Annotated in this window: 16 protein-coding genes and 1 pseudogene; 8 read left to right on the top strand and 9 right to left on the bottom strand. The window is 62.5% G+C overall.

Annotated features, from left to right (window positions below; genetic code table 11):
* The 6 genes and pseudogenes from KGA88_RS29095 to KGA88_RS29070 all read left to right on the top strand — a co-directional run.
* Positions 1–201: pseudogene (locus KGA88_RS29095) on the top strand (BatB protein); the annotation flags it as partial.
* Complete coding sequence (locus KGA88_RS29090; protein WP_223596084.1) at positions 198–1,937, top strand: tetratricopeptide repeat protein; 1,740 nt, start codon at positions 198–200, stop codon at positions 1,935–1,937. The pseudogene KGA88_RS29095 and the gene KGA88_RS29090, both read left to right, overlap by 4 nt.
* On the top strand, positions 1,934–3,583 hold the full coding sequence (locus tag KGA88_RS29085) for a BatD family protein (RefSeq protein WP_223596081.1): 1,650 nt from the start codon (positions 1,934–1,936) through the stop codon (positions 3,581–3,583). Before KGA88_RS29090 ends, KGA88_RS29085 begins: the two co-directional genes overlap by 4 nt.
* 253 nt (positions 3,584–3,836) lie before the next feature.
* Positions 3,837–5,081, top strand: coding sequence for an exonuclease SbcCD subunit D C-terminal domain-containing protein (locus tag KGA88_RS29080; RefSeq protein ID WP_223596078.1), 1,245 nt, complete (start codon positions 3,837–3,839; stop codon positions 5,079–5,081).
* Positions 5,078–8,719, top strand: a complete 3,642-nt coding sequence (locus KGA88_RS29075) for an AAA family ATPase (RefSeq protein WP_223596077.1) — start codon at positions 5,078–5,080, stop codon at positions 8,717–8,719. Before KGA88_RS29080 ends, KGA88_RS29075 begins: the two co-directional genes overlap by 4 nt.
* Positions 8,716–9,312 carry a glutathione S-transferase gene (locus KGA88_RS29070; protein WP_223596075.1) on the top strand — a complete coding sequence of 199 codons (597 nt, stop codon included), beginning with the start codon at positions 8,716–8,718 and terminating at the stop codon, positions 9,310–9,312. The genes KGA88_RS29075 and KGA88_RS29070 overlap by 4 nt, the downstream gene beginning before the upstream one ends.
* A gap of 113 nt (positions 9,313–9,425) precedes the next feature.
* Here KGA88_RS29070 and KGA88_RS29065 read toward each other — a convergent pair whose 3' ends face one another.
* The 9 genes from KGA88_RS29065 to KGA88_RS29030 all read right to left on the bottom strand — a co-directional run bounded on the left by KGA88_RS29065 (position 9,426) and on the right by KGA88_RS29030 (position 16,378).
* Complete coding sequence (locus tag KGA88_RS29065; RefSeq protein WP_110661148.1) at positions 9,426–9,683, bottom strand: hypothetical protein; 258 nt, start codon at positions 9,681–9,683, stop codon at positions 9,426–9,428.
* Positions 9,680–9,892: a hypothetical protein gene (locus KGA88_RS29060; RefSeq protein ID WP_110661147.1), complete on the bottom strand. Its 213-nt coding sequence runs from the start codon at positions 9,890–9,892 to the stop codon at positions 9,680–9,682. The genes KGA88_RS29065 and KGA88_RS29060 overlap by 4 nt, the downstream gene beginning before the upstream one ends.
* A gap of 115 nt (positions 9,893–10,007) precedes the next feature.
* Positions 10,008–10,133, bottom strand: coding sequence for a hypothetical protein (locus KGA88_RS31490; protein ID WP_263296299.1), 126 nt, complete (start codon positions 10,131–10,133; stop codon positions 10,008–10,010).
* Positions 10,134–10,336: 203 nt separating this feature from the next.
* The gene (locus tag KGA88_RS29055) at positions 10,337–10,516 is read right to left on the bottom strand and encodes a hypothetical protein (RefSeq protein WP_110661146.1); all 180 of its coding nucleotides are present in this window, start codon (positions 10,514–10,516) and stop codon (positions 10,337–10,339) included.
* A gap of 155 nt (positions 10,517–10,671) precedes the next feature.
* On the bottom strand, positions 10,672–11,841 hold the full coding sequence (locus tag KGA88_RS29050; RefSeq protein WP_223596073.1) for a lactonase family protein: 1,170 nt from the start codon (positions 11,839–11,841) through the stop codon (positions 10,672–10,674).
* Entirely contained in the window at positions 11,834–12,172 is a 339-nt protein-coding gene (locus KGA88_RS29045) for a DUF5629 family protein (RefSeq protein WP_223596072.1), read from the bottom strand. The genes KGA88_RS29050 and KGA88_RS29045 overlap by 8 nt, the downstream gene beginning before the upstream one ends.
* Before the next feature lie 141 nt (positions 12,173–12,313).
* Complete coding sequence (locus KGA88_RS29040) at positions 12,314–13,894, bottom strand: aldehyde dehydrogenase (NADP(+)) (protein WP_223596071.1); 1,581 nt, start codon at positions 13,892–13,894, stop codon at positions 12,314–12,316.
* Positions 13,895–13,904: 10 nt separating this feature from the next.
* The gene (araD1, locus tag KGA88_RS29035) at positions 13,905–14,897 is read right to left on the bottom strand and encodes an AraD1 family protein (RefSeq protein WP_223596069.1); all 993 of its coding nucleotides are present in this window, start codon (positions 14,895–14,897) and stop codon (positions 13,905–13,907) included.
* Between the two features lie 158 nt (positions 14,898–15,055).
* The gene (locus KGA88_RS29030; RefSeq protein ID WP_223596067.1) at positions 15,056–16,378 is read right to left on the bottom strand and encodes an MFS transporter; all 1,323 of its coding nucleotides are present in this window, start codon (positions 16,376–16,378) and stop codon (positions 15,056–15,058) included.
* Between the two features lie 194 nt (positions 16,379–16,572).
* Here KGA88_RS29030 and KGA88_RS29025 point away from each other — a divergent pair, with 194 nt between their 5' ends.
* A complete protein-coding gene (locus KGA88_RS29025) occupies positions 16,573–18,309 on the top strand; it encodes an IlvD/Edd family dehydratase (RefSeq protein WP_218428599.1) in 1,737 nt (578 codons plus the stop codon).
* Between the two features lie 247 nt (positions 18,310–18,556).
* Positions 18,557–19,276, top strand: a complete 720-nt coding sequence (locus KGA88_RS29020; protein WP_032829613.1) for a FadR/GntR family transcriptional regulator — start codon at positions 18,557–18,559, stop codon at positions 19,274–19,276.
* The last annotated feature ends 68 nt before the right edge of the window (positions 19,277–19,344 follow it).

The raw sequence follows: 19,344 nt of genomic DNA, 5'->3' as shown, positions 1-19,344 counted from the left end.
ACCCAGGCCCGCCCGACTCAAGCGCTGTATCACTGGCCACTGGCCCTGGCGCTGTGGTTGAGCATGCTGCTGGTGGCCCCCGTACTCTGGCCGGACAACCCCTTGCAACGCCTGTTTACCAAGGATCTGTTCTTGCAAACCCAACTGCTGCCTGACTGGCGCCAGCGTCTCAAGCGCCTGCGCCTGCGGAGGCGTCGATGAGTGTGCTGTGGCCCTACTGGTTCCGCCCCTGGTGGCTGCTGTTGCTGCCGGTGCTTGGCTGGTTGCTCTGGCAACTCTGGCACCGCAAGAAGCGCGCCGGGCGCTGGCAGATGATTCTGCCGCCGGCCTTTCACGCAGCACTGCTCAGCGGTGGTAGCGGACGTGACAGCAAATTACCCTGGATCGCCCTCGGTCTCGCGTGGCTGTTGACCGTGCTCGCCCTGCTGGGTCCGAGCTGGCAGCGTGTCGAGCAGACCAGTCAAAAGCCCGCCGACCCACTGGTGGTGATTCTCGAGCTGACCCCGGAAATGCTCGCCACCGACGTCATGCCCAACCGACTCGAACAGGCGCGACGCAAGTTGTTCGATCTGCTGCAGATTCGCAGCGACGCGCAAACCGCCATCGTCGTCTACGCCGGCAGTGCCCACACGCTGGTACCACTGTCGGATGATCTTTCCACCAGCCGCAATCTGCTGGATGCACTGAAACCGTCGTTGATGCCAGAGGCTGGCCATCGCGCCGACCTGGCGGTGATCAAGGCCCTGGCGCTGCTCAAGCAAGCGGCTCTGGGTGACGGCCGGATCCTGCTGATGGGTTCGTCCTTGACCGAACAGGAGCGGCTGGGCATCCGTCACGCGCTGAACGGCAAATCGACTCAATTTCTGATGCTCGGCATCGGTACCGCCGAAGGCTCGCCCATCACCCAGGAAGACGGCAGTTTCCTCAAGGATGAACAAGGCGCCATTCTCGTGCCGCGCCTCGACGAGCCAGGCTTGAAAAGCTTTGCCAGCGACCTCGATGGACGCTTTCGCCAGGCCCGCCTGGACGATAGCGACCTGCATGCCCTCGGTCTTTTCGACGGCCCACGCAACGTGCGCAACGACGGTCAGACCCTGCGCCTGGACACCTGGGCCGATCAAGGTTACTGGCTGCTGCTACCGCTCCTGTTGCTCGCGGCCTGCGCCGGACGTCGCGGCTGGCTGCTCTGCCTGCCGCTGCTCTTGGCACTGCCACAGCCAAGCTACGCCTTCGACCTCGCAGACCTGTGGCTGCGTCCTGATCAACAAGGCCTGCACTTACTCAAGCAAAAGCGCCCGGCCGAAGCCGCCCGGCGTTTCGAAGACCATCAGTGGCAAGGCGTGGCGCTCTATGAAGCCGGGGACTACGCCGGCGCCGCCGAGCGGTTTGCCGAAGGCAACGATGCCCACGCCCACTACAATCGAGGCAATGCCCTGGCCAAAGGCGGTGAGCTGGAGGCAGCCCTGGACGCGTACGAACAGGCACTGGAACGACAACCGGATTTACGCCCGGCGCTGACCAACAAAGCGCTGGTGGAACGTCTGCTCAAGGAAAAAAACACGCCACCCCCTGCCGAGCCAGACAAAGCCGCCGACGCCCGGCCCGAAGCCCAATCACAGGAACCACCGCCCGGTGTTGCTGCCCAACCCGAGAGCAGCGGCGAACCGAACACCAGTGAGCAACCGGCCAGGCCGGGCGAGGCGCAACCGCCCACCACACCGCCAAAACCAGGGGCCAACGAAGTACCGGGCAGCGAATTGGGTGACGAACAACACACGACACCGCCCTTGCGCCCGGCCACCGACAGCATCGACGGCGAGCAGCGCCAGGCACTGGAACAGTGGCTGCGGCAAATCCCGGATGACCCTGGTGAATTGCTGCGGCGCAAATTCTGGTACGAACAGCAACAACATCAGGATCAGGAAGAAACACGATGACCCGCTTCACCGTTTTATTGCTCGCGCTGCTGCATGGCCTGTTGTTCTGCACCGCCCAGGCGCAGGCGGCAGAGCTGGTCGCCAGTGTCGACCGCAGTCGCCTGAGTTCAGGCGAGACGGTCGAGCTGACCCTGGAATCCACCGATGTCACGCAGTTCGGCAAACCTGACCTGACGCCGCTGGAGCCGCTATTCGAAGTGCGCGGCACACGCCAGGTCAACCAGTTGAACACCCTCAGCGGCGATAACCAGGCCGCCACGCGGTGGATCGTCACGCTCCTGCCCCGGCAAAACGGCAGCGTGGTGATTCCACCCCTGCAACTGGGCGAACTGCAAAGCCAGCCGATCACCCTGCAAGTGGTCGAGAGCGAAACACCGGACAACCCGAACAAACGCGCCGGGGTGTTCATTGATGCCAGCCTCGATCAAACCAGTGTGTACGTTCAGGCTCAGGCCGTGCTGACCCTGCGCATCTACCATTCGGTGTCGCTGTATGACGACAGCAGCCTGCCACCCTTGCAGATCCCTGATGCGCGCATCGAACAATTGGGCGACTCACGCACCTACGAAAAAGACATCGATGGCCTGCGCCACGGCGTGATCGAAATGCGCTACGCGATCTACCCGCAACACAGCGGCGAACTGATCATTCCGCCTCAGATCTTCAACGCCGCGCTGGTTGATGCGCAGCCAACACAGGACGCCGTCCAGGGGCCGAAATCCGGCAAGCTGATGCGCGTCACCTCGACCGAACTGCTGTTGACGGTCAAGGCCAAACCCATCACCTACCCGGCCGACGCGCCCTGGTTGCCTGCGCGCAGCCTGACCCTGAGCGAAAGCTGGAACCCGGAGCCGGATCACGCCCAGGTCGGCGATTCATTGACCCGCAGCCTGACGGTGAAGGCCGAAGGCCTGTCCAGCACCCAACTGCCACCGCTGCCCGGTACCGATGTCGGCGGTCTGCGTCGCTACCCGGATCAACCAGTGCTCGGCAACCAGAACAGCGAACGCGGCCTGGTCGGCAGTCGTGAAGACCGCGAGGCGCTGGTGCCGACACGGACCGGTGCCATCGAGTTGCCGACCGTCGACGTGGTCTGGTGGAACACCTTCGAAGACCATCTGGAACACAGCAGCCTGCCCGCCCGCACGCTGCATGTGTCGGCCAATCCGAGCCTGGTGGTCGACACCCCGGCCGGCGCCTTGCCGGTCGATGCCAGCGCCGACAGCGAAGCACTCTGGCGCTGGAAGCTCAGCACCTTGATCCTGGCCTGCACCACCCTGCTCGGCTTCGGCCTCTGGTGGCGCGGCCGCTGGCAACCGGCGGTGGCGCGTGTCGCCCAAACCGGCCCGAGCCCGCGCACCGTGCTCGACGAACTCAAGCGTGCCTGCCAGGCCAACGATACCCACGCCACCCGCCAGGCCCTCGACGCCTGGGCCCGCCAACAACCGGAAACCCTGGCCGACATGGCTGCCCGCTTCGTGCCGCTGTCCAACGCCCTCGACGGCCTGAACGGCGCGCTGTACAGCGAAACCGGCCAGTACTGGCAAGGTGACGAGTTGTGGCGGGCGATCAAGGCGATCCCGATGGCCGAACGGGTCCAGGACCCGGTGGGTGACAGCGGGTTGCCGCCGCTTTATCCGAAGTAAACACCAACCGTTGAGGCAAGGATGCATTTGTGGCGAGGGGGCTTGCCCCCGTTCGGTCGCGAAGCGGCCGTAAGTCCGGGCAGCTCGGTATGCCTGAAGGAATTAGGGGGCCGCTTCGCAGCCCAACGGGGGCAAGCCCCCTCGCCACAGAACAATCCATCGCGCGATCGGGCCTTTTTGCCAGTAAACTCTCCCCCCTTTCGCCGCCTTCATTTTTCCCGCGGCCATCACCTATTTTCTCGCGGAGTCCGCCTTGCGCTTGTTTCACACCTCCGACTGGCACCTTGGGCAGAACCTGCACGGCCAGGATCGCGATTTCGAACACGGCTGTTTTCTTGAGTGGCTGTTGCGCCAGCTGAAACTGGATCAACCGGACGTGCTGTTGATCGCCGGCGACATCTTCGACACGGTCAATCCGCCGGTCAAAGCGCAGGAACGCCTCTACGACTTCATCGTCAGCGCCCACGAACAGCAGCCCTTGCTGACCATCGTGATGATCGCCGGCAACCACGATTCCGGCTCGCGGATCGAACTGCCTGCGCCGTTGATGCGGCGCTTGCGCACTCATGCGCTCGGTCGTGTGTTGTGGCTGGATGACGGGCAACTGGACGCCGAGCGCCTGTTGTTACCGCTGCCCAACGCCAAGGGTAAAACGGTCGCCTGGTGCCTGGCGTTGCCGTTCCTGCGCCCTGCCGAAGTCACCGGCGCGCATCTGGGTGACAACTACCTGCGCGGCATTGGACAGGTCCACGAGTGGCTGATCGAGGCCGCCAACGCCAAGCGCAAGAAAGGCCAGGCGCTGATCGCCATCAGCCACGCGCACATGGCCGGCGGCTCGGTGTCGGAAGACTCCGAGCGCAGCCTGATCATCGGCAACGCCGAAGCCCTGCCCGCCAGCCTGTTCGGGCCGAGCATCAGCTATGTGGCCCTCGGTCATCTGCACAAGCCGCAGAAGGTCAACGGCGAGGAGCGCATTCGCTACTGCGGTTCGCCAATTCCCCTGTCGTTCTCCGAAATCAGCTACCAGCACCAGATTCTCGACATCAATCTCGACGGAGAAACCCTGGTCAGCGTCGAGCCGAAACTGATCCCACGCGCGGTCAACCTGCAACGCATCGGCCCAGCACCATTGAGCGAGATCCTGCTGCAACTGGCGGACCTGCCGAACATCGATCTGTTGGCCGACATCCAGCGCCAGCCATGGCTGGAGGTGCGGGTGCGCCTCGACGAGCCGCAGCCCGACTTGCGCAATCAAGTGGAAACCGCCCTGCAAGGCAAGGCCGTGCGCCTGGTGCGCATCGCCGCCGAGTACGCCGGCAACGGCGGCCGGGACGGTGCCGACGAAGGCAGCACACTGATCGAACTGGACCAGCTCACGCCGCAGGAACTGTTCAGCCGTGCCTGGCAGGACAACTACGGCAGCGAGGTCGACGAGCAGACCCTCAAGGACTTTGCCGAGCTGTTGCAAGACGTGCAGATGGAGAGCGAACAACCATGAAGATCCTCGCGATCCGCCTGAAAAACCTCGCCTCCCTGGCCGGGCCGTTTGAAATCGACTTCACCGCCGAACCCCTGGCCAGTGCCGGACTGTTCGCCATCACCGGCCCCACCGGCGCCGGTAAAAGCACCCTGCTCGATGCCCTGTGCCTGGCGCTGTTTGGCGCCGTACCACGCCTGAACAACACCGGCCGTGACGCCAAGGTGCCGGACGCCGATGGCGAAATCGGCACCGGCGACCCGCGCACCCTGCTGCGTCGCGGCACGGGCGAAGGCTATGCGGAGGTGGATTTCGTCGGTGTCGACGGCCGTCGTTACCGCGCCCGCTGGGAAGCCAATCGCGCCCGGGACAAGGCCGGCGGCAAGCTGCAGGCCAGCCGCCAGAGCTTGCGCGACATCGATCAGGATCAATTGCTCGCCAGCCAGAAAGGCGAATACAAGACTCAGCTCGAAGCCGCGCTGGGCCTGAATTTCGAACAGTTCACCCGTGCCGTGCTGCTGGCGCAGAGCGAGTTCAGCGCGTTCCTCAAGGCCGACGACAACGACCGCAGCGAACTGCTGGAAAAACTCACCGACACGGCGCTCTATACCCGTCTCGGTCGTCGCGCCTTCGACAAGACCAAGGAGGCTCGCGAGGCGCACAAGCTGCTGCAGGATCAGGCCAGCGGGGTGACGCCGCTGTCGCCCGAGGCCCGTGCGGAACTGGATGAGCGCTTCAGCCAGGCGCAGCAGCAGCTCAAGACCCAACAGGCGCAACTCAAGCAGCTTGAACTGCAGGACACCTGGCTCAAGGACCTGCGTCGCTTGCAGGACGAACATCTGGCCGCGACCGAGCAACTGCAATCGGCGCAGAGCCACTGGGAAGCCCTGGCCAGCGAGCGCTTGCGGCTCACCCGCCTCGAACAGCTGGCCCCGCAACGGCACCAGTTCGCCCGTAAAACCGAAGTCGATGCGCTGCTTACACCCTTGGCGGCGCACATTGCCTTGCATACGCAGCAACATGGCGAACTCGGCGAGCGCCAGACGCAGCTTGAGCAACAACTCAGTGCCGCCCGGATCGCCCTAAGCGAAACGCAACAGCGGCAAGCCGATAGCACGCCGTTGCTGCGTCAGGCCTTCGAAGCGCAAAGCACCCTCGCCCGCCTGGCCAAGGATGCCGCCCGCAGTGCCGAAGCCAGGCAACAGGCGCAACAGGCCTGCACCCAGGGCCAGAACACGATTCAGACCTTGCTCGATCAGCAGACCCGTGGCGCCGGGGACTTGCAGCGCATCGCCACCGAGCTGGAACAAAGCGCTCACCTGGCACCGTTGAGCGATGCCTGGAATGCCTACCGTGATCGCCTGCAACAGTTGATGTTGATCGGCAACCGCCTGAATCAGGGCCAGGCCGAACTGGCCAGCCTCGAACAAAACGCCACGAACGCCGAACAAACCCTCAGCGCGCAGAAGCAGCAACTGGAGGTGCTGTTCAAGGAGGCCGGCGCCGAACCGGATGCCGTCGCCGAGCAGATCGGCATCCTCGGCAGCCTGTTGCAGGACAACCGCAAGCAACTGCGTGCCATCGAAGACCTGACGCGTTTGTGGACCAGTCAGCAGGAACTGGACCAGCGCGGCGCCGAGCTGCAACAGCGCCAGCTCACCGCGCAGCTGGAGCGTGAGCGCCTGACCCAGGACGGAGTCAAGGCCAAGGCCGATCTGAGCGTTGCCGAACAAACCCTCAACGTCACGCGCGAACTGCTGGAGCGCCAGCGACTGGCGCGCAGTGCCAGTGTCGAAGAGCTGCGCGCGCAGTTGCAGGACGATCAGCCATGCCCGGTCTGCGGCAGCAACGAGCATCCCTATCATCAGCCGGAAGCCCTGCTGCAAAGCCTCGGGCGTTTTGATGAAAGCGAACAGGCCAATGCGCAGAAGGCCGTCGACCTGCTCAAGGAAAAACTCACCGACTTGCGTGCCGAAGTCGGCGGGCTGATCGCCCAGCAAAAGGAACTGCTGCAACAGCAGGAGCAACTGGCGACCCGTCAGCAAGCCCTCGCACCGAGCCTGGAAGCTCATCCGCTCACCGCCCAACTGCTGAATCAGGACGCCGCCAAACGCGACGCCTGGCTCAACCAGCAAAACAGCCAGCTCAACCAGAGCATCAGCCAGGACGAGCAACGGCAAAGCGCCCTGCTCACCCTGCAACAGGATGCCGCGCGCCTGACCCAGCAACTGCGTCATGCCGAAACGGCGTACCAGCAAGCAGCCCAGCACCTGAGCAACCAACAGCGCGAACTGGGCAACGACCGCCAGCGCCTGGACGAAGAGCTCAGTGCATTCGCCAATCTGCTGCCAGCCGAGACCCTGCAAGCGCTGCGCGTCGAGCCGGCCGCGACCTTCATGCAGCTCGACCGGCAGATCGCCGAGCGCCTGGCGCAGCTCGAGCAACAAAAGGAAGAACTGGCCGAGCAGCAACAGCGCCAGCAAAACCTGGAGAAGGAGCAGGATCGCCAGCAAAGCCGCGTGCAGCAATTGCAGGCCGCCGAACTGCAGTTCACCGGCCTGGCCGAGCAGCAACAGGCGAGCCAGCACACGCTCGGGCAACTGCTCGGCGAACACAGCAGCGCCGAGCATTGGCAGCAGCAACTGGAACAAGCCGTTGAGCAGGCGCGCAGCACCGAAACCAGCACCGCGCAGACGCTGCAAAGCGTGCACACGCAGTCAGTGCAACTCGCCGCCGAGCTCAAGGCCCAGCAGGAACGCCTGCACGCACTGGAAGGCGAAGAACATGAGCTCGCCGGCAAGATCGGCGACTGGCGCGCCCGCCATCCCGAGCTGGATGACGACGGCCTCGAAGACCTGCTGTGCGTCGACGACGCCCAGGTCAGCGAACTGCGCCAGCGCTTGCAGCACAGCGAGAAAGCCATCGAACAGGCCAGCGTCCTGGTGCAGGAACGCGACAAGCGCTTGCTCGCTCATCAGGCACAACACAACGGCAACCTCGATGCCGAGCAGTTGGCCACGGCACTGGTCGACCTGCAAAACCTCGCCGCCACCTGCGAGCAACACTGCGCCGAATTGCGCGCCGAACAGGCCGAGGACCAGCGCCGGCAGAACGCCAACCAGGCCCTCGCGCAGCAGATTGCCGACGCTTACAACGAGTATCAGCGCTGGGCACGCCTGAATGCCTTGATCGGCTCTGCCACCGGCGACACCTTCCGCAAGATCGCCCAGGCCTACAACCTCGACCTGCTGGTGCATCACGCCAACGTGCAATTGCGCCAACTGGTGCGCCGCTATCGCCTCAAACGCGGCGGCAGCATGCTCGGGTTGCTGGTGATGGACACCGAAATGGGCGACGAACTGCGTTCGGTGCATTCGCTGTCCGGTGGCGAGACGTTCCTGGTCTCGCTGGCGTTGGCTCTCGGCCTGGCGTCGATGGCATCGAGCACGCTGAAAATCGAGTCGCTGTTCATCGACGAAGGCTTCGGCAGCCTCGATCCGGAATCCCTGCAACTGGCCATGGACGCCCTCGACGGCTTGCAAGCCCAGGGCCGCAAGGTCGCGGTGATTTCCCACGTACAGGAAATGCATGAACGGATTCCGGTGCAGATCCAGGTCCGTCGCCAGGGCAACGGCCTGAGCACCCTGGAGGTGAAATGAACACGCTGTACTCCTTCCGCCGCTGCCCATACGCCATGCGCACACGCATGGCCCTGCGTTATTCGGGCGTGGCCGTGGACATCGTCGAAGTCAGCCTGAAAGCCAAGCCCGCCGAGATGCTCGCGCTGTCGGGCAAAGGCACGGTGCCAGTGCTGAGCGCCGATGGCCGGGTGATCGACGAAAGCCTCGACATCATGCGCTGGGCGCTGGCACAGAATGATCCGCAGGACTGGCTGCTCAAGGATGATCCTGACGCAGCGGCGCAAATCGCCCCGCTGATCGAGCAGAACGACCAGGTGTTCAAGCTGCACTTGAATCGCTACAAGTACGCCGAGCGTTATCCCGAGCAACCGATGGAGGTTTATCGTGGTGAGGGCGAGGTGTTTTTGCGAAGGCTGGAGGCGTTGCTGGAGGGACGCGACTACTTGCTGGCCGATCATCCAAGCCTGGCTGATGTGGCGTTGATGCCGTTCGTACGGCAGTTCGCCCACGTCGACCGCGAATGGTTCGCGCAGACGCCTTACCTGCGTTTGCAGGCATGGCTACAGCGGCTTTTGGAGTCGGAACTGTTCACATCGATCATGAAGAAATAACTCCCCCTGTAGGAGCCGGCTTGCTGGCGATGGAGTGTCAGTTGACGTTGTGGTGCCTGACACACCATCGCCAGCAAGCCGGCTCCTACAAGGGTCAGCGGTGTGTCGAGGATTCAGGCCAGCACCCCACACATGCCGATGGCCGAGCAATCCACCTGGAATGGACCAAACACCACCCCTTCGTTCCTGACCGGCGGATTGCCTGCCAGCAGCCCCATGGCCTTGGCGGTCTCGATATTGCGTGCAATGTTGTGGTTGGCCTCCATGGCACGGGCCACGCCGCCTATCGAGCCTTGCCCGATCCCCAGCAAGGAAAAGCCATTGGTGATGAATGCCAGGAAGGCGATGATCAAAAGCTTGCACCCTTTCATGCGCCGGCGACTCCTGCGAGTTCAGCCTGATCGACGCTCGTGTTTTGCGCACGGTGCTCAAACTGGATGCCGGGATGAGCGACCTGGATCGGTGCTTCGAAGGTGGCTTGCGACTGGGCCGAGAGGCTGACCAACAGCACCATGGCGAGGTAAAGACCGATCGCCACATAGGCGCCGTGTTTGGCAGAAGTGAGAATTGCGCTGGCCATGATGTTCTCCGCAGGCATGTTTCAATGCCCACAGAATCGATCAAAAAAGCCTGGGTAACCACTCAGGGTTATCCATAGTGACCATCAGCTTCGTTGATCATTAAGCCAGACTATTTCAGTCTTCAATAAAACTCATCAAGCGCTCGCGGGCAGCCTCCGGCTCACCTGGAACAGGGTCGGCTGCCGACAGAATGGGGGTGGAATAGAGAAACAGAAGAACCAATGCCAGACGCGTCACCATGCTGCCGATCCTTGCCGTGAGGAGGAGTCAAAAAATCAGCGTCAATTTAAGCGTATGGCAATGTGATATCAAGCGCAACATTGATGGCAAACTGATACTGTCGCAAATGCGTTATGCAGGAGCGACATCACTCTGATCGTTTTCAACACAAGTGCTGTCGATCATCAGTGACTTCGCTCCTGCATAAAGGCAGGGATAACCGCTCAGGCTTGGGTTTTGTGATCCAGTGCGGCGTAGAAGTTGGCGCTTTGTTGCAGGTATTTCTGGGTGTAGCTCTGGGTGTGGGCTTTTTTGTCGCTGATTTCAGTGTTGGCACTGGCTGGCAGCGCAACAGTGGCAGAGATGGCGGAAGCGGCGATGACAGAGAAGATGTTGAAGTTCATGGCGGTATTCCTCGATTCAGTTGGCTTGCTTGCCCGGTGGGGCCGTGAAGCAAACTTAACCCTCGAGGGTCCGTACCTTGAAATGCTTTGTAGCATTACCAAATATCAGCGTCATTGATAAAAGCAGGCAGGCCCCATGAACCGGGGCCTGCGGCTTATTGACGCAGCAAAAACCTGAGGTCGCTCGGGGCGTCCATCGCTAGTTTTTGCACGGTCTTGCCCAGCAGACCGGTCTTGGCGTCGCGTTCGACGACGACAATCTGGTTGCTCTTCTGGTTGGCGATCAACAGGAATTTGCCGCTCGGATCGAGGCTGAATTCCCGCGGATGATCGCCCTCCACCGCCCGGCGTTGCAGCTCGCTGAGGTGGCCGGTCGCCGGATCGATGGCAAACACCAGCAGTTGATTGGCCGTGCCACGGTTGCTGACGTAGAGGAACTTGCCATCAGCCGAGGCATGCAACGCCGCCGCCGCCTTGTCGGAGACCGGTTGCCCGGCCGCCAGATCGACCATCTGCGTCTGCTTGAGTTGGCCGTCGTGGTAATCGAACACCGCTACTTGCGCGCTCATTTCCATGCTCAGCCAGGCGTGTTTGCCATCAGCGCTGAACAACAGGTGACGCGGCCCACTGCCGGGCGGCAGTTGCACGAATGCCGGGGTGGCCGGAGTCAACGGCAGTTCCGGGTTGGCCTTGGGGTCGAAGCGGTAGGCAAACACCTTGTCGGCGCCCAGGTCATTGGAGAACACGTATCTGCCATCCGGCGACGGAATCGTCGAATGCACATGAGCCGAAGCCTGGCGCTCGGGATTGACCCGGCTCGCCGGGTGGCTACTCATCTGCACCACCGGTTTGAGCTTGCCATCGGCCGCCACCGGCACCACCGCAAGGGTACCGCCCGGGTCTTCGGCCACCGAGTAGTTGCTGACAAACAAATGGCTGCCATCGGCGCTGAGGCTGGAGTGGGTCGGCTCGTTACCCAGGCTTTGCACCTGACTGATCAGGCTCAGCGCATGGGTCTTGGGATCGATCGAAAAACTGCTGACGCGCCCGACCGGATCAGCCTGGCCCGGGCCGTTTTCGTTGACCACGAACAGATGGCGCTGATCCTTCGACAAGGTCAGCCACGACGGGTTTTCGCTCTTGATCACTTGCAGGGGGCTGGCATCGATCTGCCCGGTGCTGCTGTCGAACGCCAGGCGATAGATGCCCTGGCTTTGACCGGCGGTGTAGGAGCCCACGAGCAGTTGATAGTCATCGGCGGATGCAGCCTGGACGCCCATGGCGCCGATACTGCCGGCCATCAACAGTGGCCAGAGGTTACGCATCGTCCTGGTCGTCATCTTCGTTGTCACCGCTGACGACATCGCCCAAGCACACCAAACGGTGTTCACCCGAGTCACCGGTGATCAACCAGCTTTGCAACGTAGTGTCGAAGGTCGCTGCCTGGATCTGCGCTGGTGTGAACTCCCAGTGCTTGGCCGCACGGCCATCCATGCATTCAATGTGTAGATTATCGGACTCGTCGAGGGAGAATTCGAAGGCATGCAGCCCGTCGATTTCCACCATTCCGCAGTGTTCGAGGGCATTGAGCAAGGTGTCGGTTGGGGCAGTCATGGCAATCAGTCTTTGGATGGGAAAAACGCAATGATAGCTCATAGCGCCCCATTTCCCCCGGTTGGAATGACCAACCTGTGGGAGCGGGCTTGCTCGCGAAGGCGCAGTGTCAGCCAACAGAGATGTTGAATGATGAACCGCTTTCGCGAGCAAGCCCGCTCCCACAGAGATTGAGGCCAGCCGCTAGAGTGCGTCGCGTGATGGCTGCCCATCCACCAGCCGCTGGATACGCAGCGGATTGCCGTTCTTCAGCGCCTCCGGCAGCAGACTGTCCGGGTAGTTCTGGAAGCACACCGGGCGCAGGAAACGATCGATGGCCAGTGTGCCCACCGACGTACCGCGCGCATCGGACGTTGCCGGGTAAGGTCCGCCGTGGACCATCGAATCGCAGACTTCCACGCCGGTTGGATAGCCATTGAGCAGGATCCGCCCGACCTTCTGCTCAAGCAACGCCGTCAGCCCGACAAACTGCTCGAAGTCCTCCGGCTCGCCAATGAGGGTCGCCGTCAACTGGCCATGCAGGCCGTTCAAGGCGGCGATGAGTTGCGCATGGTCGTCCGCTTCAACCACCACAGTGGTTGGACCGAACACTTCTTCTTGCAGCACCTCATCACCGTCGACCAGCAGACTGGCATCGGCCTTGAACAACTGTGGCTGTGCCTGGTTTCCCTGCTGTGGATTGCCGGCCAGGTGCTTGACGCCCGGATGCGCGAGGAGTTTTTCCAAGCCTTGGCCATAGCTACTCAAGGTGCCAGCGTTGAGCATGGTTTGCGCCGGTTGATCCCCCATCAACCCGGCCACTTGCTGCACAAAGGCGCTGAATGACGCCGAGCGAATACCGATGACCAAACCGGGATTGGTGCAGAACTGCCCGCAGCCCTGAACCACCGACGCCGTCAGGTCCCGGGCGACGGTATCGGCCCGCACCTGCAATGCCTGGGGCAGGACGATCACCGGGTTGATGCTCGACATCTCGGCGAACACCGGAATCGGCTGCACCCGGGCCGCGGCCATGTCGCACAAGGCGCGTCCGCCCTTGAGCGAACCGGTGAAGCCCACGGCCTGAATCGCCGGATGCTTGACCAGCGCCGCGCCGACGCCACCGCCGTAGATCATGTTGAACACACCAGCCGGCATCGCGGTTTTCTCGGCGGCGCGAATGATCGCATCAGCCACTTGCTCGGCCGTAGCCATGTGTCCGCTGTGGGCCTTGAATACCACTGGGCAGCCAGCCGCCAATGCAGAGGCGGTGTCGCCGCCGGCGGTGGAAAACGCCAACGGAAAGTTGCTGGCGCCAAACACCGCCACAGGTCCCAGGCCGATGCGGTACTGACGCAGGTCCGGACGCGGCAACGGTTGCCGTTCCGGCAATGCCCGGTCGATCCGTGCGCCGTAGAAATCACCACGCCGCAGCACTTTGGCAAACAGGCGCATCTGCCCGCTGGTACGACCACGCTCGCCTTGAATCCGGCCTGCGGGCAAGGCCGTTTCGCGGCAGACCACAGCGACAAAATCATCACCGAGGCCATCCAGTTCATCGGCAATGGCATCGAGAAACTGCGCCCGACGCTCCGCACTCAGACTGCGATAGACCGGATACGCGGCCGCTGCCGCGCTGGCCGCTGCGTCGACTTCCTGCGCTGTCGCCTGGAAAAAATCGTGGGGCAAGGCCTCGCCCGTCGTCGCGTCGACACTCTGCAACTTGATGCTGCCGGTGGCGCTGCGCTGGCCGCCGATGTAGTTGTGACCAAGAATCCGGATCATGGGTAATTCCTCAAAGTGTGCCGACGCTGCCGGGCTCGAAAGCGGCCGGGACCGGGGCGATGCCGTTGATCAATGGCGCGCCGAATTCGGTCTGGGTGATCTCGAACAGATCACCCGGCTGGGTACGAATGCCGTCGGCAAAGGACAGGGTCGCGGTGCCGAAGAAGTGAACGTGCACATCTCCCGGGCGCAGGAACTGGCTGTACTTGAAATGATGGAATTCGAGGTTGGCGAGGCTGTGGCACATGTTCGCCTCGCCACTGAGAAACTCGTTCTGCCACAGCACTTCGCCGTCGCGCAGGATGCGGCTGGTACCGGCCAGATGCTGCGGCAGTTCGCCGATCCGCAGTTCCGGGCCGTAGCTGCAGCTGCGCAGTTTCGAGTGGGCCAGATACAGGTAGTTCTTGCGCTCCATGACGTGGTCGGAGAACTCGTTGCCCACGGCAAAGCCCAGGCGATACGGCTTGCCGTCGTGACCGATCACGTACAGGCCAGCGATTTCCGGCTCTTCACCGGCATCTTCGGCAAACGGCGGCAGCGGGAACGGCTGGCCCGGCCTGACAACAATGCTGCCATCGCCTTTGTAGAACCATTCCGGTTGCACACCGACCTCATCCGCCGCCGGCTTGCCGCCCTCCACGCCCCATTTGAAGATGCGCATGGTGTCGGTCATCGCGGTTTCGTCGCCACTTTGCTGGTGCATCTTGTCCCGGGCCGACGCACTGCCAAGGTGGGTCAGGCCCGTGCCGCTGACCAGCATGTGCGCCGGGTCCGGATGGTCCAGCGGCGGCAGGATACGTCGTTGCTCCAGCAGTTCGGCATAGTCGTGGCTGATGCCCAGGCCAAGACCTTGCACCTGCTGCTCAAGACTTGCCCCCGCCTCGATCGCCGCCAATGCCAGATCGCGAACAGTGCGCGCGTCCTGCACTTCTCGCACCAGGCCTGCTTCGACAACGCCGACACGGCGTTCGCCGTTACTCAATTCGAACTGAACCAAACGCATGGATTTTCTCCTGTAAACAATACTTCAGAACAGCGCAGAACCAATGTGGGAGCGGGCTTGCTCGCGAAGAGGTCGTCCTACCCGACATCATCGGTGACTGACACAGTGCTTTCGCGAGCAAGCCCGCTCCCACATTTGGTCGGCGTGACACCTCAAAATCAGGTACGGGACGCACCACGTGCACTCGCCGCAAACTCATCGGCTGGCAGGACGTGTTTGCGTTCCAGCAGGTGATAGACGACGCCAGTCAGAATCAGGCCGAACACCATCACCCCGGAGAGGAAATACAAGCCGGACGCAAGATTGCCGGTGTACTCCTTCAACGCGCCGATCACGAACGGACCGAGGTAACCACCGAGGTTGCCCACCGAGTTGATCAAGGCGATCCCCGCCGCCGCACTGGCACCGGCAAAGAATCGGCCCGGCAGGGTCCAGAACACCGCCGTGCAGGAAAACAGGGCGAACGCCACCAGGCACAGCGCCGCCAGTTGCAGCACCGGCACCGACAGCCAGGCGCTGAGGAACAGGCCAATCGCGCCCAGTACATAAAGCACCGCCAAGTGGCCGTAGCGATCATTCAAGCGGTCGGAACTGCGCGGGATCATCAACAGGCCGACGATCCCGAAGATGTACGGCACCGCGGAAACGAAACCGGTCACCAAGTCACTACCGCCGAACTGCTTGATCAAGGTCGGCAGCCACAAACCCAGGCCATAGATGCTCAGGGTCACCGGCAGGTAGAACAGCGCCAGCAGCAGGACGCGCTTGTCCTTGAGGGCGTGCAGCGGATTGCCGTGACGGGTCTGGCCATACGCATCGAGATCCTTTTTCAGCTCGCCACTGAGCCAGTCCTTTTCCGCCTGATCCATCCACTTCACTTGCTGCGGGCCATCCGGCAACCAGCGCAGTACCGGCCAGGTCAGCAGGATCGCCGGGCAGCCGATGACGATGAACAGCCACTGCCAGCCATGCAGCCCCAACACACCGTCCATGCCCAGCAGGCCGCCGGACAGCGGGCCGGTGATCACCATCGCGATGGGTTGCGACAGGATGAACAGCCCGAGGATCTTGCCGCGATGGCGCACCGGGAACCATTGGGTGATGTAGTACAGAACGCCCGGGAAGAACCCGGCCTCGGCGGCGCCGAGCAAGAAACGCATCACATAGAAGCTGTTCGGTCCCTGGACGAAAGCCATGCCGATGGTGATGGCGCCCCAAGTGATCATGATCCGTGCGAACCAGCGCCGGGCACCAAAGCGGTCGAGCATCAGGTTGCTGGGAATTTCCAGCAGGAAGTAGCCGATGAAGAACAGCCCGGCGCCAAGTCCGTAGGCGGCATCGCCGAGGCCGATGTCGGCGCCCATGTGCAATTTGGCGAAGCCCACCGCGGAGCGGTCCACATAGGCGATCAGGTACAGCAGGATCAGGAAGGGAATCAGTTTCAGCGTGATGCGACGGATAAGCCGCAGTTCCTGGCTCATGAGATCGGTCTCCGATTGTTGTTGTTATGGAACCTCGGGGGACGCCTCTCGCGAAAAACTCGCCAGGGCCATCCCTCCGTTTGAGCGGACTATATAGTAATACTATTTACTCAACAACACTTCCAAAGAGCACAATTTGCGCTTATGTTACGCTTCAGCTTGAACAATATAGTCATACAATAAGAGAATCGATCATGTCTGATAAGAAACCCACCCTGCGCTCCGCCCAATGGTTTGGCACCGCCGACAAGAACGGCTTCATGTACCGCAGCTGGATGAAGAATCAGGGCATCGCCGACCACCAGTTCCATGGCAAGCCGATCATCGGCATCTGCAACACCTGGTCGGAACTGACCCCGTGCAACGCGCATTTCCGCCAGATTGCCGAGCACGTCAAACGCGGCGTGATCGAGGCCGGGGGCTTCCCGGTGGAGTTTCCGGTGTTCTCCAACGGCGAATCGAACCTGCGCCCTACCGCCATGCTCACCCGTAACCTGGCGAGCATGGACGTGGAAGAAGCCATTCGCGGCAACCCGATCGATGGCGTGGTGTTGCTGACCGGTTGCGACAAAACCACTCCGGCGCTACTGATGGGCGCCGCCAGTTGCGATGTTCCCGCGATCGTCGTCACCGGCGGGCCGATGCTCAACGGCAAGCACAAGGGTAAGGACATCGGCTCCGGCACCGTGGTCTGGCAGCTCAGCGAACAGGTCAAGGCCGGCACCATCAGCATCGATGATTTCCTCGCGGCCGAGGGCGGCATGTCCCGCTCGGCCGGCACCTGCAACACCATGGGCACCGCCTCGACCATGGCCTGCATGGCCGAAGCACTGGGCACTTCCCTGCCCCACAACGCAGCGATCCCCGCCGTGGATGCGCGTCGTTATGTGCTGGCGCACATGTCCGGCATGCGTGCCGTGGAGATGGTGCGCGAAGACTTGAAGCTGTCGAAGATCCTCACCAAGGAAGCCTTCGAGAACGCCATCCGCGTCAACGCCGCCATCGGCGGTTCGACCAACGCGGTGATCCACTTGAAAGCCATCGCCGGACGTATCGGCGTGGAGCTGGACCTCGACGATTGGACGCGCATCGGTCGCGGTATGCCGACCATCGTCGACCTGCAACCGTCGGGACGTTTCCTGATGGAAGAGTTCTATTACGCTGGCGGCTTGCCGGCGGTGCTGCGTCGCCTCGGTGAAGCCAACCTGATCCCAAACCCGAATGCCTTGACCGTCAACGGCAAGTCCATCGGCGAGAACACCAAAGACGCGCCGATCTATGGCGAGGACGAAGTGATCCGCACCCTCGACAACCCGATCCGCGCCGACGGCGGCATCTGCGTATTGCGCGGCAACCTGGCGCCATTGGGTGCGGTGCTCAAGCCTTCCGCCGCCACACCTGAATTGATGCAGCATCGCGGCCGTGCGGTGGTGTTCGAGAACTTCGACATGTACAAGGCGCGGATCAACGATCCGGAACTGGACGTGGATGCCAACTCGATCCTGGTGATGAAAAACTGCGGGCCGAAGGGTTATCCAGGCATGGCCGAAGTCGGCAACATGGGCCTGCCGGCCAAGCTGCTGGCCCAGGGCGTGACCGACATGGTGCGTATTTCCGATGCGCGCATGAGTGGCACGGCGTACGGCACCGTGGTGCTGCATGTCGCCCCCGAAGCCGCCGCCGGCGGGCCGTTGGCCGCGGTGAAGGAAGGTGACTGGATCGAACTCGATTGCGCCAGCGGCCGTCTGCACCTGGACATCCCGGATGCCGAACTGGCTGCGCGCATGGCTGACCTGCAACCGCCGCAGAACCTGATCGTCGGTGGCTATCGCCAGCTCTACATCGACCACGTGCTGCAAGCGGACCAGGGTTGCGACTTCGACTTCCTGGTCGGTTGCCGTGGCGCCGAAGTGCCGCGTCATTCCCATTGACACAACAGGTCCCTGCTGCCATACCAACACCTGTGGCGAGGGGGCTCGCCCCCGTTGGAGCGCGAAGCGCTCCCAATACGACCCACGTGTTTTGCCAGGCAGAACGCGTTGGCACGATTGCGGCTGCTGCGCAGCCGAACGGGGGCAAGCCCCCTCGCCACAGAGTGCTCATAGCTTTCGACTGATGCATCCCGCCGCGCCTGCTATCATGCGCGACACCTATTCGCACAGGATCGCGCCGTTTCCCATGGATTACCGCAAACCCTCCGACCGCAAAAGCATGCACTCGCGCATCGTCCAGGAACTGGGCATGCAGATCGTCTCGGGACGTTTCCTGCCGGACGACAAACTGCCCGCCGAAGCGCTGTTGTGCGAAGAATATGCGGTCAGCCGGCCGGTGCTGCGTGAAGCCACCCGGGTGCTGGTTGCCAAAGGCCTGGTGTACTCCCGTCCGCGTGTCGGCACCGTGGTCAAGCCGCGCAAGGACTGGCACATGCTCGATCCGGACGTGCTGCACTGGTTGATGCAGAGCAGTCCGCAGAATCAGTTTTTCGACCTGCTGACCAGCGTGCGCAGCATCATCGAACCGGCCGCTGCCGCCCTCGCCGCGCAATTCGCCACCGAGGCGGATATCGCCTCCATCGGTGAAGCCTACCAGCGCATGGAAGCCGCGCCGACGCCGGAGGCGCTGTTGCAACCGGACCTGGATTTCCACAGTCGCATCGCCGATGCCACGCACAACGACTTGCTGGCCAACCTGTGCAACATGCTCTCGGTGGCCATCGCCGAAGCCTTGAAGCATTCGAACCAGCGGCCGAACCTGCATGAACTGGCGCTACCCCGGCACAAGGCGATCCTGACCGCCATCGAAAACCGCGACGCCCTGGGTGCACGGCATGCGACGCTGGTGCAACTTGATGATGCGCGCAGTGCGCTGAATGTCGTGCTGGGCAGCGATCCCGCCTAAACGCCCCCTGTAGGAGCCGGCTTGCTGGCGATGGTGTGTCAGCCACATTGATGTTGACTGGCACACCA

The organism is Pseudomonas sp. A-R-19, from assembly GCF_019956575.1.
In the GTDB taxonomy this organism is placed as follows: domain Bacteria; phylum Pseudomonadota; class Gammaproteobacteria; order Pseudomonadales; family Pseudomonadaceae; genus Aquipseudomonas.
This window is presented reverse-complemented; position numbering and strand designations above follow the sequence as displayed.